Origin of the sequence: Henriciella sp., from assembly GCF_029936995.1 — a bacterium.
GTDB lineage: Bacteria > Pseudomonadota > Alphaproteobacteria > Caulobacterales > Hyphomonadaceae > Henriciella.
Window position 1 is genome coordinate 1 of sequence record NZ_JAPYRE010000009.1, and the last position, 14,469, is coordinate 14,469.

Consider the following 14,469-nt stretch of genomic DNA (forward strand, 5'->3'; position numbering starts at 1 on the left):
GTTATTGCCTGGCCCGCCAAAGAAAGGCAGTCCGCCTGTCTGCGTCAGGGCGCGTTCATCGTTGAAAGGGTCAATATTGAGCCCTTGAGCGGCTGAGAACACAGCACACGGGAAGCAGGAATAGATATCGAAATAGGTCATCCCGCCAGATGTCTTGCCAGCCTGGTCAAGTGCACGGGAAATGGCTTCTTCCATTGCCCAGGAGCCATCGAGTTTCGGCCGTTCGGAGATCAGGTCATCGCTCGCCTCGCCGCCGCCATGAAGATAGACGCGCTTGTCTTTCGCGACGCCGAGTTCATCTGCTTTCTCCTCGGACATGAGAAGCATTGCGGCCCCCTGGTTCACCGCATCCTGCGCGATATGCCATTTCAGGAACGGGTCGGCGAACTCGTAATTCTCCGGAGAAGGGGTCTTTAGGAAATCCACGCTGCGCTCGGTGGGGAACTGAGAATAGGGATTATCTGCTGCCACCTTGGTGAAGGGGTGGAAGAGTTCTGCCATGGCTTGGCGCTGGCCGGACTTGGTGCGTCCCTCACGCGCGGCGATGGCATTCTCGAACAGGGCATAAAAGAAGGCCGGGGCCACCAGTCCATGCTTGGCTTCGGCGCGGCTGAGCATCCTGCCGCCAAGACCACGATCTTCATAGTCCAGATGGCTCTCATCGGCCCAGTTGATCTCGACGCCATTCTTGAGCGCGCCCTTGGAGGCGCGGTTGGCTTCTGACCCGGCCACGAGGGCGACATCGAATTCACCGTCATGGATGCGGGCGGCCATTTCATTGGCAAGCGCCTGCGGGCTTTGGCCACCGACATCGGAGTAGATGAGGGTCTTCGCGTCTGCCTTCAGGTCGCGTGCCAGCGTACCGGGCAGGTTGGTGTTATGCCCATGCGGGTGCGGCGCATTCGGCACCGAGTCCTCGAAGATGCGTACGAAGGTGATGGCGTCGATTTCGCTTGCGTCGACACTGGCATCCTTCAGGGCATTTTGCGAAGCGTTATGCGCGAGGCTGAGCGGGGACGGCGCGCCCTCTGGGCCGTTCTTGCCGTCCCACTGGCTCATCGCCTGCCCAACGCCAACCAGTACGGGCATCGATCCCTTTGCCATGTCACTTCTCCCTGTTTCTCTTCTGAGACGCACTCTTAGAGTGAACGGGGCTGCTTTCAATCCATGCCGCAACGCGAATTGACGCGGGAACCGGCAGGCCAGATGCGAGGTTTGAGCTGCATGGCTTTCCCGCTCGCCGCGGTCGAAGCACTGCGCAAGGGCGCCGACGGCATCAAGGGCATTTCCGAAGCCGTTGCGGCCCGCCTTGGCAACCCAACAACGATTGCGCGCAACTCGTATATCCACCCCAAACTGGTCGAGATGGCGCGCGACAAAAAAGGCTGGAGAACCTCTCCGGCCCTGTCAGATTACGCAAAGACGAGCGGCGGCTGTTTGCCGTTCTGGAAGCCGACTAGAAGTCGCGCCTATTTGGGGCATACACTTCGCGTAGGCGTGTAGCTTCTTTCTTCCATCGATCGGGTGAGGTTCTGATGGTCGGGTTTTTAATCAGGGCAGCGATCAACATCGCTTCCTTATTCGTAAGCTCATCGAAAGGCTTATCGAATTCGTCATGAGAGACGGTCTCAACACCGTACTGGCCAGACCCTACATACACATGTTCTAGCCATTCCGCCGTCAGCTCGGATGTGTCGAAACGTTGCTTAAGTTGCCGTGCGATAAACAGACGGGTTAGATGGGCTCCAATGCCGGCCGTCGCCTGCTCGCTATGTATTTCCAGCGCCAACCTGTCGGCGACGGGGTGTGGGCCGTCCATACCGGCTTCCTTAGGGCCCAAGCTCTGATTGACTATGCGAAAGGCATCGCTCGACTGTGACAGCTCGCTTTCTGCGGTAAATCCGGAGTCGTGGATTGCTGTAGCGGCGAGGCTTGAGAAAAGACAGTATGCGCCAAAGAGCGCGAGAACGGACAAGCCGATTAGACACATCGTCACGTACGATATCCACCGAGTCATCCAATTGCCTCCTGTCTCCAACGGATCTAGGCAGCAAACTTGGCACTCGAGTGGCGGTCTGAAAACTAGTTCACGATCTTCGCTTCGGTCTTCTCGTAGATTTCCTCGCGGGTGACGTCCGGGGCCATCTCCTTGATTTCAAGCCCACCTTCCACAACGTCGAAAACACCGAGATCGGTGATGATCCGGTTGACGACGCCTGTGCCTGTCAGGGGCAGGGTGCATTCCTTGATCAGTTTCGGCGCGCCGGATTTTGAGGTGTGGTCCGTGATGACCACGATCTTTTTCACACCGGCCACGAGATCCATCGCCCCGCCCATGCCCTTCACGAGCTTGCCGGGGATCATCCAGTTGGCGAGATCGCCATTCTCCGCGACTTCCATTGCGCCGAGGATCGCCATGTTGATCTTGCCGCCGCGGATCATCGCGAAGCTTGTCGCGCTGTCGAAGAAGGCGGTATGGGGCAGTTCGGTAATGGTCTGCTTGCCGGCATTGATGAGGTCCGGGTCTTCCTCGCCCTCATAGGGGAAAGGCCCCATGCCGAGCATCCCGTTTTCCGATTGCAGCGTCACCTCGACGCCATCGGGAATGTGGTTGGCGACCAGTGTCGGAATGCCGATGCCGAGATTGACATACATCCCGTCTTCAAGCTCCTGCGCGGCGCGCTTGGCCATGTCTTCACGTGTCCAGGGCATCAGGCGGTCTCCTTCTTCCGGGTCGTGCGCTGTTCGATGCGCTTTTCATGCTGGCCCTGTACCAGCCGGTGCACGAAGACGCCGGGCAGGTGGATATGGTTCGGGTCAAGTTCGCCGGGCTCGACGATTTCCTCGACTTCCATGACGCAGATCTTGCCGCACATGGCGGCCGGCAGGTTGAAATTGCAGGCGGTCTTCCGGAAGACCGCGTTGCCTGTCGTGTCCGCCTTCCAGGCTTTCACGATGGCGAGGTCTGCGAAGATGCCTTCCTCGAGAATGTACTTCTCGCCGTGAAATTCCTTCACTTCCTTGCCTTCGCCGATCTGCGTGCCGTAGCCGGTCTTGGTGTAGAAGCCCGCGATCCCGGCCCCGCCTGCGCGCATCCGTTCAGCGAGCGTGCCTTGCGGGTTGAACTCCAGCTCCAGTTCTCCACCGAGATACTGGCGCATGAACTCCTTGTTCTCACCGACATAGGACGAGCCCATCTTCTTGACCTGCCGGTTTTCCAGCAGAACGCCGAGGCCGAACCCGTCGACACCGGCATTGTTGGAATAGACTGTCAGGTCCTTCGTGCCCGCCTTGGCGATGGCGGCGATGGAAAGCTCGGGGATACCGCAGAGGCCAAAGCCGCCCGCGGCGATCGTCATGCCGTCAAACAACGCGCCGTCCAGGGCGTCCGCGGCTGTCTTGTAGATCTTACTCATGGGGCTGATCCTTACGCACGGTCAGTTGCAGATGCAACCCTCAACACTTGTTGAATTTTGAAATTTTTCGTGCAGCCAACGAAAAAGGGCGGCACCCGGAAGTGCCGCCCTTGTTCTGGTGTCTGGATGTTGGCGCTGGCAGTGGCGGGATGCCGCTGCCGTGGCCTTCCAGGTCGTTGCCGACCTTAGAAGCCCATGCCGCCCATTCCACCCATGCCGCCCATGTCGGGCATGCCGCCGCCGGCGGCGCCTTCGCCTTCCTTCTTCGGAGCTTCGGCAATGCCGGCTTCCGTCGTGATGAGAAGGCCGGAGACGGATGCAGCGTTCTGCAGGGCAGAGCGGACAACCTTGGCCGGGTCAATGATGCCCATCTTGTAGAGGTCGCCATACTCTTCGGTCTGGGCGTTGAAGCCGTAGCCGCGATCTTTTTCCTTGAGGATGTTGGCAACCACGACAGAGCCTTCGAGACCGGCATTTTCCGAGATCTGGCGGACCGGCGCTTCGAGGGCACGGCGGACGATATCGATACCGGCCTGCTCGTCAGCGTTCTCGCCCTTCACGTCGATGTTCTGGGCGGCCCGGAGCAGGGCAACGCCACCGCCAGGAATGACACCTTCCTCGACAGCTGCGCGGGTGGCGTTGAGCGCGTCGTCGACACGGTCCTTGCGTTCCTTCACTTCGAACTCGGTTGCACCGCCGACCTTGATCACGGCAACACCGCCCGCGAGCTTGGCAAGGCGCTCCTGGAGCTTCTCCTTGTCATAGTCGGAGCTGGAGTCCTCGATCTGCTTCTTGATCTGGGCAACGCGCGCGTCGATGTCTTCCTTGGAACCGGCACCGTCGACGACGGTCGTGTTGTCCTTGTCGATCTCGACCTTCTTGGCCGTGCCCAGCATGTCGAGCGTGATGTTCTCGAGCTTGATGCCGATGTCTTCGGAGATGACCTGACCACCGGTGAGGACAGCGATGTCCTGCAGCATAGCCTTGCGGCGATCACCAAAGCCGGGGGCTTTCACGGCAGCAACCTTGAGGCCGCCACGCAGCTTGTTGACCACCAGCGTGGCAAGCGCTTCGCCGTCGACATCTTCAGCGATGATCAGCAGCGGACGCTGGCTCTGGACGACCTGCTCGAGGATCGGCAGCATCGGCTGGAGGGAAGACAGCTTCTTCTCGTGGAGCAGGATGAACGGGTCTTCGAGTTCCGCATTCATCTTGTCCGGGTTGGTCACGAAATACGGGCTGAGATAGCCGCGGTCGAACTGCATGCCTTCAACGACGTCGAGTTCGGTCTCGAGCGACTTGGCTTCCTCGACCGTGATCACGCCTTCATTGCCGACCTTGTCCATCGCCTTGGCGATCATGCCGCCAATTTCCTTGTCGCCATTGGCGGAAATCGTACCGATCTGCGTGATCTCGCTGTTTTCTTTGACCTTGCGGGAATGGTGGGCAAGATCGGAGACGACTTCCAGTGCCGCCTTGTCGATTCCGCGCTTGAGGTCCATCGGGTTCATGCCGGCGGCCACGCGCTTCATGCCTTCGCGCACGATGGAGTGGGCCAGCACGGTGGCTGTCGTGGTGCCGTCACCGGCGACATCGTTCGCCTTGGAGGCAACTTCACGCAGCATCTGTGCGCCCATATTCTCGAACTTGTCCTCAAGCTCGATTTCCTTGGCGACGGAAACGCCGTCCTTCGTGGAGCGCGGGGCGCCGAAGGACTTCTCGATAACGACGTTACGGCCTTTCGGGCCGAGGGTTACCTTCACCGCATTGGCGAGGGTGTCGATACCCTTCATCATGCGCTCGCGCGCATCGGTGCTGAACTTGATCTGTTTTGCAGCCATTAGTGTATTCCTCTGGAAATTTCGACTTTGTCTTTTGGAAAGGGCAAGCGCAGACGCTTACTCGACGACGCCGAGAAGGTCGCTTTCCTTCATGATGAGCAGGTCTTCACCATCAATCTTGACTTCGGTGCCGGACCATTTGCCGAACAGGACGCGGTCGCCTGCCTTGACGTCGAGCGGGATGATTTCGTTGTCATCACCCATGCCGCCCTTGCCGACGGCGATGACTTCGCCTTCCTGCGGCTTTTCCTTGGCGCTGTCCGGAATGATGATCCCGCCGGCCGTTTTCTCTTCTTCCTCAACGCGCTTCACGAGCACGCGGTCATGCAATGGACGGAATTTCATGAACTTTCCCTACCTTTTGAACTTCTTGAACTTTGCCTGAATGGCAGTGTGAAAATGGATTAGCACTCACGTTGCCGGACTGCTAACGCCGTTGAATTAGGAACGGGGGGCATCCGCGTCAACAGGCGGAAAGCTTAAATCTGGAACAGAGTTGGGGCAGGGCGGACGGCTGCACAAGATGGCTGCTGGCAGCAGACTGTGAACGCTGCTAACATTCTGATTATATGTATTTTTCTTGACAGCGGTCGGGGTGGTGGCACGCTCATGCAAATGAATCAAGTGCAGGAAAGGCTTGTTGCATGACCCATGATGACTTCCGTGAGCAGCTTTCAGGAGGCGGCCTGCTGACCGCCGAGATCATCTATTACAGGCCCGATTTCCCGAAACTCCTCCAGAGTTTCGTCTGGCAGACGGTCGACAGGGCGCCGAAGTTTCCGCGTCTGGCCGGTTTCCTCGATCACTGGCGCCGCGAGATCGAAGCGGTCATCCACTCCATAAATATCGCCCATGCCGATCTGGTTCAGCCGGCCTCGGTCCGCCTGATCGGCGACGAGCTGAAACTGGACTGAGCCTGGCTTCAGCGCGGCCCGTGAATGGCCTCGACCGTGCGGATGGCTTTCCAGGCAATGACCTTTACCAGCAGCTTGCCGTCTGCATTCTTCCACTCCGCCTCAACATAGCCCGTGGAGCGGGACCTGTTGATGACCCGTGCTTCAATCGTGATGTCACCCTGCGACACCGGGCGAAAGAGCTTGATCTGAAGATCCTGCGTGGTGAATGCCTCACCATCTGCCAGTGCAGAGAACATGCAGATAGAGACCACATGATCGGACAGGGCTCCCACCCAGCCGCCGAAGGTCCGGTTGGGCTGGATGTCGTGGCTGCCATCATTCGGCCAGACATAGCGCACATGACCGGGCTCAATGGATTTCAGCCAGTGCTCGGGCATGATGCCGAGCTTCTGCAGCCCTTTTGGCTTGTTCGGCCAGTTGCCGGTCGTGATCCCCTCGATGAAGGGACGGAAATGCGGTGAGAACTGGTCGAGATCTGTTTCAACGCTCATGCGAGTCGCGCTCCGTTCGGAACAGGGCTGTCAGGAGAGAACAGCACGATGTCGCCATTGGCATCGGGAAACCCGAGCGTCAGGCACTCGGACATGAACTTGCCGATCTGGCGTGGCGGGAAGTTGACCACCGCGGCGACCTGCCGCCCGACAATCTGTTCCGGTGTGTAGTGTGCGGTGATCTGCGCGGAGCTTTTCTTCGTGCCAACACCCTCGCCAAAATCGATGACGAGACGCAAGGCAGGCTTTCGTGCTCCCTCGAGAGGAGCAGCTTCCAGCACCGTGCCGACACGGATATCGACCTGTCTGAACGTGTCGAAATCCGTCTCGGTTTCCGGTGGGTTCCCGGGAAGGTCGGTCTTGTGCATGGGCCTACACGATCACGCTGCCGCCATCGACGACGATCGACTGGCCGGCCATGTACTTGCCCGCATCAGATGCCAGGAAGATCGCAGCGCCTGCAATGTCTTCCGGGTCGCCGATACGGCGCATGGGTGTGCCTTCCTCGACGCGCTTGGCATTCTCCGGATTCTCCCAGAGCGCGCGGGCGAAGTCGGTCTTGATGAGGCCCGGCGCAACGCAGTTCACGCGGATATTGTACGGTCCAAGCTCGAGCGCATAGTTGCGCGCCAGCTGGAAGTCCGCCGCCTTGGAGATGTTGTAGGCACCGATGACCGGGGAGCCCTTGAGCCCGCCAATCGAGGAAATGATGACGATGGCGCCGTCCTTGCGTTCCTTCATCTCCGGCGCAACGAGTTGGATCAGCCAGTGATTGGAAATGATGTTGTTGGAGAGGATCTTCTCGAACGCTTCGTCACCGATCTCTTCGAGCGGGCCGTAATACGGGTTCGAGGCTGCATTGCAGACCAGCACGTCGATCTTGCCGAATGCCTTGCGGGTCTCCTCGATGAGGTTTGTCAGATCATCCTTGGAGGAGATGTTGGCTGGGACCGAAATCGCCGTGCCGTCGCCATGCTTTGCGTTGATCTCCGCGGCAACTTCATGGCACGGGCCGGGCTTGCGCGACGAGATGACGACCTTTGCGCCTTGTTCTGCCATCTGCTCGGCTGTCGCCTTGCCGATGCCGCGCGATGAACCGGTAATGATCGCAACCTTGCCGCTCATATCGAAGAGACTGGCCATGCTTTCCTCCATTTATTTCACGTGTGCAATATCTGGCCGCACCATATTCAATCCGCGCGCCTTGCCAATCCCCTGCTGTTGACCTGGTCAGGAATCTTCGGATTGGGCGGGAGATTTCTTGGGAGCAACAACTGAATTATTATCAACATAAAGGTCAGATAGTTTGAAGTCTTTCAGTATGGATGCTGGCAGAACGCGACATAGAACAAGCAATGCGGTGGGAATGACGGACCCAAGACTAAATATTCCTATATAGGCATAACCATTCGTGCTTCTCGGCATCTCGCCGCAGCCATCAGCGGTCATCTCTCGGATGTTACACATGTTTCCGGAAACGTCTGTCAGTCTGTTATAGTCAAAAAACCAGTAAAAGACACCAGCGACAATCGTTCCAAATACGATTGAAGCAATCAGCAGGTTTCTACGGAATAGGGGGCTTGGTTCAGAAATCATGATCTGAGTGCCGCCACCGCAAACAGCGCCCACCCGGCCAGCAGCCCAAGCCCGCCCAGTGGCGTGATCGCCCCGAACCAGCGCGGCGCGCCCAGCGCCATGGCATATAGTGTGCCGGAGAAGACGAGCGCGCCGAGGACCATGATCCAGCCGCCTGTCGAGAAAAGCCCTGCGCGTCCGCTCAGCCCTGTCGCGAAGATGGCTACCGCATGAACGAGCAGGTAAAGCGTTGCGGTCTCCCACCAGCCTTTCGTTTCAGGCGTAAAGCGTGATGAAAGCCCGTGTGTGCCGAAAGCGCCGAGCGCGACACCCAGAAAGCCAAGAGCTGAACCCGCGAGTGCAAGCGACATGAAGCTAACCTTTCAACAATATTCTGGATCAGCGGTTCATGTCCGCCAATCCCTGATGGCATCAGGCGGCATCGGCTGAACGTTCTGAAACCCGATTGCCGTCTTCATCTTCATAGACGAACGCCTCACCATCCAGGTCAATCTCGGGCAGGGTGTCTTTCTCGTGCCAGTAGTCCTGTGTGTGCTGCCATTCCGGGTGCTCGGCCCGGGCGGGCATCAGGTGCTCGCCACGCTGGAGATATCCGGGATTGAAGTCATCCGGGTTCATCCAGCTCAGCCTTTGCATGTCCCGCTCGCTGGCGGGCACTTCCGGGCGCACTTCCACCGCGCCGCGTTCATCCATCTGGCCAAGCAGGCGGACCATGAAATCGCCCAGCAGATCGACCCTGAGTGTCCAGCTGGCCCGGAAATAGCCGAAGACGAACAGCATGTTCGGCACACCTTCGACCATCATGCCACGCCAGGTCAGCCGTTCGTTCCAGTCCACGGGCCTGCCATCCAGTTCGAATGGGATGTCACCCAGGAAGGAGAGATTGAAGCCCGTCGCCGTCACGATGACATCGGCTTCAAGGGTTTCGCCGGATTGAAGCCGGATGCCTTCCGGCACGAACCGGTCGATGTGGTCGGTTACGACGCTTGCCTTGCCCGCGGCAATTTCCTGGAAGATATCGCCATCAGGCACGAAGGCGATGCGCTGCTGCCAGGGCCGGTAGTGTGGCGTGAAGTGTTTCATGTCGAAATCCTCGCCGAGGAAGGCTTTTACGCCTTCCAGCAGTTCGGATTTCACAGTCTCCGGTTCATCCTTGGCGCGCTGGGTGAAGTCGCGCTGATCGACCAGAACCTTCTTGCGGACAATGGTATGGATCCACTCCTCGTCGATCTCGAGCCGTCGCAGCTCATCCGCCAGTTCATTGGCATTACGCCCCGGCGCGAAATAGGTTGGTGAACGCTGGAGCAGGGTGACGTGTTTGCAGTCGTCGGCAATGTTGGGCACCAGTGTGGCCGCTGTTGCGCCCGAGCCGATGACGAGAACCTTCTTGTCCTTGAGGTCCAGATCGTCAGGCCAGTTCTGTGGGTGCACAACTTCGCCGGTGAAGCTGTCCATGCCGTCCCAGTCAGGCGTATAGCCTTTGTCGAGGTCGTAATACCCCTGACACATCCAGAGAAAGCGGGTGTGTAGCTTATGCTCACCATTCGGGGTCTCGTAAGTGACCGTCCACAGCTTGTCGGCTGATGACCAGTTCGCTTTGGTGATCTTGTGGTTGTAATGGATATGACGGTCGAGGCCGTTTTCCTCGATGAACTCGCCCATATAGTCCAGAATTTCGGCGGCACTGGCAATTGGCGGGCCGGTCCACGGCTTGTCGCGATAGCCGAACGTGAAGAGATCGCTGTCGGAGCGGATGCCTGGATAAGTGTGGACTTTCCATGTGCCCCCGAAGCTGTCGCGCGCCTCGAAGACGGCAATCTTCCTGTCCGGGCACCGGGCGCTCAGGTGCCCGGCCGCGCCGACGCCTGAAATACCGGCGCCTACGATCAGGACGTCGAGAACTTTATTTTCCTGCGGTTCTGCCATGCTTCCTCCGGGTATTTTTTATGCCCAGAGAATAAGCGGATTATATGACGTTTCGCATCAATGACGTCGCGTCAGGAGTTCTGTCCCGTCTCAGGTCTCCTGAGGGATTGAGTAGGTGACAATGGCATGGCTGGCCACCTTGTCCGAGCCTTCGGCCCGGATCTCGACTTCGGCTACCGCCAGCGTCCGGCCGAGTTTCAACAGCTTCGCCTCGGCAATCACTGATTCTCCGATACAGGGACGCAGAAAGTTCATGTTGAGGTTGCTGGTCACCGTCATCGGTGTGATGCCGAGGCGGGTGAAGATCGCCATGTAAGTGACACTGTCCGCCATCGTCATCTGTGTCGGCCCGGAGACATAGCCGCCCGGGCGCAGGTGCTCGCTGCCGGCCTTCAGGCGCATCATGGCATGGCCATCTTCCATCAGGATCACCTCTGAGCGGCTTTGCGCCCCGTCGAAGGCCTCGCGCAGGAAGGCATTCGCTTCATCGGCTGAAACCCTTGATGTCATTTGATGTTTTCCTTTTCCCCAGCGTCAGTGATTGATCCGGTCGACTGCTTTGCTCACTGTAGGGGCGAGAACAGGCCCGCCAAGAGGTCACGCAAAGGGAGGTACACACCACATGCTCACCTGGGGCGACGAATATCCGATTCACCAGACACCGGAGCCCGTCTGGGTTGCCGGGTCTGACCGCAATTTCTACGACCGGTACTTTTTCAACGGCTATTCAAAGGACGGCTCGATCTTTTTCGGGGCCGCCTTTGGTGTCTATCCGCACCTCAACATCATGGACGGGGCGTTCTCTGTCGTGAAAGACGGTGTACAGAGATCGGTTCACCTGTCGCGTATCCTCAACTTCGAACGGATGGATACCCGCGTTGGCCCGATGAGCATCGAGGTGCTCCAGCCGCTCAAATCCGTGCGCATAAAGCTCGAAGACGCCGAAGGAATCTCTGCTGATCTGACTTTCGAGGGGCGGCATTTTCCTGTTGAGGAACCGCGTTTCACCCGGCGCAACGGCTCACGCATGGTGATGGATGTGACGCGCATGACGCAGAATGGCCACTGGTCTGGCACCATTACGGTCGATGGGGAGACGATCGACCTGCGCAGCGATCCATTCTGGGGCACACGCGACCGCAGCTGGGGCGTTCGCCCGCTCGGCGCGCAGGACCCACAGCCCGTTGTTCCGGAAAAGCCTTTCCAGTTCTACTGGATCTGGACCCCCATGAACTTCCCGAACGCGGCGGTTTACTTCCACGTGAATGAGGACCAGGAAGGCGATCGCTGGAACACCCGCTCGGTCTTTGGCATGGACGGGGCGGACGCCAATGGCCTGATCCATCTGGCCAACCCTGATTTCAAGCCGGAATTCAAGCCAGGCACGCGGCGCGTTGAGTCTGCTGTCCTTACCGCCACTGATCCACAAGGGCGTGAACACAAGGTCCACTACGAACCGCTCGGCACGTTCCAGATGAAGGGCATCGGCTATGGCCACCCGGAATGGGGACATGCCGCATGGAAGGGCGAATATGCGATCGGCCGTGAGGATTTCAAACCTGCCGACATGCCCTGGAACCAGCCGGACAATCTCCACATACAGGCGATTTCCAAAGTCCGTCATGAAGGCCCGGACGGACAGGCGTCCGAGGGGATTGGCGCGCTTGAGCAGCTTTTCATCGGCCCGCATGACGAGAGCGGCTGGAAGGAGCTTCTGGATGCCTGAACCCGTAGAGGCGTACAGGGAGATCGCAGACCGTTTCACCGCCTACGCTGAAGCGCATATACCGGGCGCGAAGAATCTCCGGATCACGGCCATGAACCGTATCCACGGCGGTGCCAGCCGGGAAACCTATTCGGTCGATATCGCATATGAGGATGCAACAGGCCCCAAGACCAGAGGACTTATCCTTCGCAAGGACCCGCCGGACAGCCTGATCGATACCGAACGGCGCATTGAGTTCGCAGCCATCCGCACCGCTTTTGGCAAGGCAGACATCCCGGCCCCGGAAGCCCTGTTCCTGGAAACAGATCCCGGCCCGCTGGGCGCCCCCTTCTTCGTGATGGGGCGCATTGAGGATGGACTGGCACTCAACCCTTTCCGTATCGAGGATGTCGAGCCGCACAGGGCAGATGTCGGGCGTGCTTTTTTCCGCCATCTGGGCGCGATCGCGTCACTGGACATAGATGGTGCGCCCATACAGGACGAAACCGACACCCCGCCAGCCGACGGTTGCTGGAAACGGGAGCTCGATTACTGGGCAAACGAGATCGAGACGAATGCGCGTGAGCCGCAACCCGTTGCGCAGGCCGCGATACGCTATCTCCGCCGCAATCCGCCGCCGCCAGCGCAGAAGCTGTCACTGGTGCATGGCGATTACAGAAGCGGCAATTTCCTGCATGACGGGCATGGCAGTATCAACGCCATCCTGGACTGGGAAATGGCGCATATCGGCGATCCCTATGAGGACCTTGCCTGGGCGACAGACCTTCTCTGGTGCGGCAACGATACCGAGCGGGCCGCGGGCTTCCTGCCCTGGGAAGAAGCCATCGCGACCTGGCAGGAGGCGTCGGGCTGCACATTCGATCCGGCGGCTTTCGAATGGTGGAGCCTGTTTGCCCACCTGAAGGGGCTTGGCATCTGGATTACCTCAGCGCGCGCCTTTGCCGATGGCAAGAATGACGATCCGATCCTGGCCTGGTCAGGCTGGTTTACACATTGTGCGCATGAACTGATGCTCGCCAGCCGTCTGGCCCGCAAGCATGGAGTGGAGATATGAGCGATATCGGCATGATCCTCCAGCGCATCGGGGCAAAGCTTGTCACCGATGTCGCTCCCAAGCTCGAGGGGGACTACTCGGCCGGGCATGCCAGCATGTCCGGCATGATGTCTGTCATGGCCGGGGAAATGTGGGACAAGCAGGCAGACCTTCTGATTCATGAGGTGACCCGGCTCGAAGCGCTTCTCTCAACGGGAGGTGTGAAGGTAGAGAATGCCCAGCCTGAATCCTTCAGGATTTCCGACCTCACTGCAAAGCGGAATGAGCTCGCCGCCTTGCTGGTCGACCTTCAGGCTGAACTTGAAGAGCGGGATGATGAAGAGGCCCGTGCCCTCAACGAGCAGGTCTGGGGGCACCTTCTGGCGACCAGTGCGGCGCGTATGCCCAGTCCGCCCGTTTTCGCCGGTGCCGACGAGGAGGACGCCTAGCCCCAGAGAGCCGTGGAAGGCGGATGAACAAGGCCGTTCTTGTAAGTGAGGCCGTCGGCAATATCCTCGCTCAGCCAGAGCGGGCCATCGAGATCTACGACATCGGCCAGCGCACCCAGCAGGACAGCCGGTGCCATGCTCAGTGACCCTGCGACCATGCAGCCGATCATGATGCCAAGTCCGGCGGCTTTTGCTTCTCTTGCCGCCGCGAGGGCTTCAGTAAGCCCGCCCGTCTTGTCGAGCTTGATGTTCACCACATCGTACAGCCGCACTAGCTCCTGAACGTCCTCGCGCACATGCATGCTCTCGTCCGCACAGATGGCCACCTCCGGCGGACGGCGCATCAGAAACGCATCATCGCCTGCCGGGAAGGGCTGTTCGATCAGCACGACGCCGAGCTGTGCAGCGCGCCGGACTATATCGGGGAAAGTGCCGCCATCGATGCCCTCATTGGCGTCGAGGATCAGCTTTGCATCCGGGCGGGCCTCATGCACGGCTTCGACGCGGGCCATGTCATCCTGCCCGCCAAGCTTAAGCTTCAGGATGCTACCGGCAGTGTCACGGGCTTCCAGCGCCATATCTTCCGGGCTTGCCAGGACGATGGTCGCGGCTGTTGGCATGGCCGCAGGTTCGGGCAGGCCGGCCAGCTGCCAGACGGGCGCCCCGCTCCGCTTGGCCTCAAGATCCCACATGGCGCAATCGATAGCGCAACGTGCAGCGCCCGCAGGTAACTCTTCCTGGAGGGCTGTCCGATCAAGTCCTTTTTCCAGCAAGGATCGCATCGATTCGACTTTTTCCGTCACCGATCCAACTGTTTCATCGTACCTGTTATACGGTACACATTCACCACGTCCTTTGTAGCCGTCGGCTTCAAGTGTGACACGTACGGTCTCGGCTGATGACTTTGCGCCGCGTGAAATCGAGAACTCTTTTCTCAGGGGAGCGGAAACATGTTCGATGTGAAGGGTTGTCATTCGGCCTCGGCTGAAGGAATAAAGTACAAATATACAGAGTGCTCGGCGGCATCCTTGAAGGTTGGGTGTTAAAGTAAACACCAAGCGGGCAAAAAGCGAA

General features: G+C 59.0%; 19 protein-coding genes. 5 read left to right on the forward strand and 14 right to left on the reverse strand.

Annotated features, from left to right (window positions below; genetic code table 11):
* Positions 1-1,104: acetyl-CoA acetyltransferase (locus tag Q1K31_RS15385; protein WP_300381480.1), on the reverse strand; the 1,104-nt coding region annotated here is incomplete at its 3' end.
* Positions 1,105-1,224: 120 nt separating this feature from the next.
* Between Q1K31_RS15385 and Q1K31_RS15390 the strand changes: the two genes are divergently transcribed.
* Entirely contained in the window at positions 1,225-1,503 is a 279-nt protein-coding gene (locus tag Q1K31_RS15390; protein WP_300381483.1) for a hypothetical protein, read from the forward strand.
* Here the strand turns inward: Q1K31_RS15390 and Q1K31_RS15395 are convergent.
* From Q1K31_RS15395 to groES, 5 genes are all read right to left on the reverse strand, one after another.
* Positions 1,457-2,017, reverse strand: coding sequence for a transglycosylase domain-containing protein (locus tag Q1K31_RS15395; RefSeq protein WP_300381485.1), 561 nt, complete (start codon positions 2,015-2,017; stop codon positions 1,457-1,459). The genes Q1K31_RS15390 and Q1K31_RS15395 overlap by 47 nt on opposite strands.
* A gap of 65 nt (positions 2,018-2,082) precedes the next feature.
* Positions 2,083-2,712, reverse strand: a complete 630-nt coding sequence (locus Q1K31_RS15400) for a CoA transferase subunit B (protein WP_300381489.1) — start codon at positions 2,710-2,712, stop codon at positions 2,083-2,085.
* A complete protein-coding gene (locus tag Q1K31_RS15405; protein WP_300381492.1) occupies positions 2,712-3,416 on the reverse strand; it encodes a CoA transferase subunit A in 705 nt (234 codons plus the stop codon). Before Q1K31_RS15405 ends, Q1K31_RS15400 begins: the two co-directional genes overlap by 1 nt.
* Positions 3,417-3,601: 185 nt before the next feature.
* On the reverse strand, positions 3,602-5,257 hold the full coding sequence (gene groL / locus Q1K31_RS15410; RefSeq protein ID WP_300381495.1) for a chaperonin GroEL: 1,656 nt from the start codon (positions 5,255-5,257) through the stop codon (positions 3,602-3,604).
* A gap of 57 nt (positions 5,258-5,314) precedes the next feature.
* Positions 5,315-5,602, reverse strand: a complete 288-nt coding sequence (groES, locus tag Q1K31_RS15415) for a co-chaperone GroES (RefSeq protein WP_300381497.1) — start codon at positions 5,600-5,602, stop codon at positions 5,315-5,317.
* 299 nt (positions 5,603-5,901) lie between these two features.
* Here groES and Q1K31_RS15420 point away from each other — a divergent pair, with 299 nt between their 5' ends.
* Positions 5,902-6,171, forward strand: a complete 270-nt coding sequence (locus Q1K31_RS15420) for an aspartate-semialdehyde dehydrogenase (protein WP_300381499.1) — start codon at positions 5,902-5,904, stop codon at positions 6,169-6,171.
* An 8-nt stretch (positions 6,172-6,179) separates the two neighbouring features.
* On the opposite strand, the gene Q1K31_RS15425 is transcribed toward Q1K31_RS15420, so the two are convergent.
* The 7 genes from Q1K31_RS15425 to Q1K31_RS15455 all read right to left on the reverse strand — a co-directional run bounded on the left by Q1K31_RS15425 (position 6,180) and on the right by Q1K31_RS15455 (position 10,697).
* Positions 6,180-6,665 (reverse strand): PaaI family thioesterase, encoded by a 486-nt coding sequence (locus tag Q1K31_RS15425; RefSeq protein ID WP_300381502.1) that lies wholly within the window; start codon positions 6,663-6,665, stop codon positions 6,180-6,182.
* A complete protein-coding gene (locus Q1K31_RS15430; protein ID WP_300381504.1) occupies positions 6,662-7,033 on the reverse strand; it encodes a tRNA-binding protein in 372 nt (123 codons plus the stop codon). The genes Q1K31_RS15425 and Q1K31_RS15430 overlap by 4 nt, the downstream gene beginning before the upstream one ends.
* Before the next feature lie 4 nt (positions 7,034-7,037).
* Complete coding sequence (locus Q1K31_RS15435) at positions 7,038-7,808, reverse strand: SDR family NAD(P)-dependent oxidoreductase (RefSeq protein WP_300381507.1); 771 nt, start codon at positions 7,806-7,808, stop codon at positions 7,038-7,040.
* Between the two features lie 87 nt (positions 7,809-7,895).
* Positions 7,896-8,261, reverse strand: a complete 366-nt coding sequence (locus Q1K31_RS15440; RefSeq protein ID WP_300381510.1) for a hypothetical protein — start codon at positions 8,259-8,261, stop codon at positions 7,896-7,898.
* A complete protein-coding gene (locus Q1K31_RS15445; protein WP_300381513.1) occupies positions 8,258-8,611 on the reverse strand; it encodes a DUF423 domain-containing protein in 354 nt (117 codons plus the stop codon). The genes Q1K31_RS15440 and Q1K31_RS15445 overlap by 4 nt, the downstream gene beginning before the upstream one ends.
* A gap of 61 nt (positions 8,612-8,672) precedes the next feature.
* Entirely contained in the window at positions 8,673-10,187 is a 1,515-nt protein-coding gene (locus Q1K31_RS15450; protein WP_300381516.1) for an NAD(P)/FAD-dependent oxidoreductase, read from the reverse strand.
* 90 nt (positions 10,188-10,277) lie between these two features.
* Positions 10,278-10,697 (reverse strand): PaaI family thioesterase, encoded by a 420-nt coding sequence (locus Q1K31_RS15455; RefSeq protein ID WP_300381518.1) that lies wholly within the window; start codon positions 10,695-10,697, stop codon positions 10,278-10,280.
* A 112-nt stretch (positions 10,698-10,809) separates the two neighbouring features.
* On the opposite strand from Q1K31_RS15455, the gene Q1K31_RS15460 reads away from it, so the two are divergent.
* From Q1K31_RS15460 to Q1K31_RS15470, 3 genes are read left to right on the forward strand one after another with little or no spacing between them, the layout of a single operon-like run.
* The gene (locus tag Q1K31_RS15460) at positions 10,810-11,913 is read left to right on the forward strand and encodes a hypothetical protein (protein ID WP_300381521.1); all 1,104 of its coding nucleotides are present in this window, start codon (positions 10,810-10,812) and stop codon (positions 11,911-11,913) included.
* Positions 11,906-12,967 carry a phosphotransferase family protein gene (locus tag Q1K31_RS15465; RefSeq protein ID WP_300381523.1) on the forward strand — a complete coding sequence of 354 codons (1,062 nt, stop codon included), beginning with the start codon at positions 11,906-11,908 and terminating at the stop codon, positions 12,965-12,967. The genes Q1K31_RS15460 and Q1K31_RS15465 overlap by 8 nt, the downstream gene beginning before the upstream one ends.
* Positions 12,964-13,395: a hypothetical protein gene (locus Q1K31_RS15470; RefSeq protein ID WP_300381526.1), complete on the forward strand. Its 432-nt coding sequence runs from the start codon at positions 12,964-12,966 to the stop codon at positions 13,393-13,395. Before Q1K31_RS15465 ends, Q1K31_RS15470 begins: the two co-directional genes overlap by 4 nt.
* Here Q1K31_RS15470 and dgcA read toward each other — a convergent pair.
* A complete protein-coding gene (gene dgcA / locus Q1K31_RS15475; RefSeq protein WP_300381528.1) occupies positions 13,392-14,369 on the reverse strand; it encodes an N-acetyl-D-Glu racemase DgcA in 978 nt (325 codons plus the stop codon). The genes Q1K31_RS15470 and dgcA overlap by 4 nt on opposite strands.
* Between the last annotated feature and the right edge of the window lie 100 nt (positions 14,370-14,469).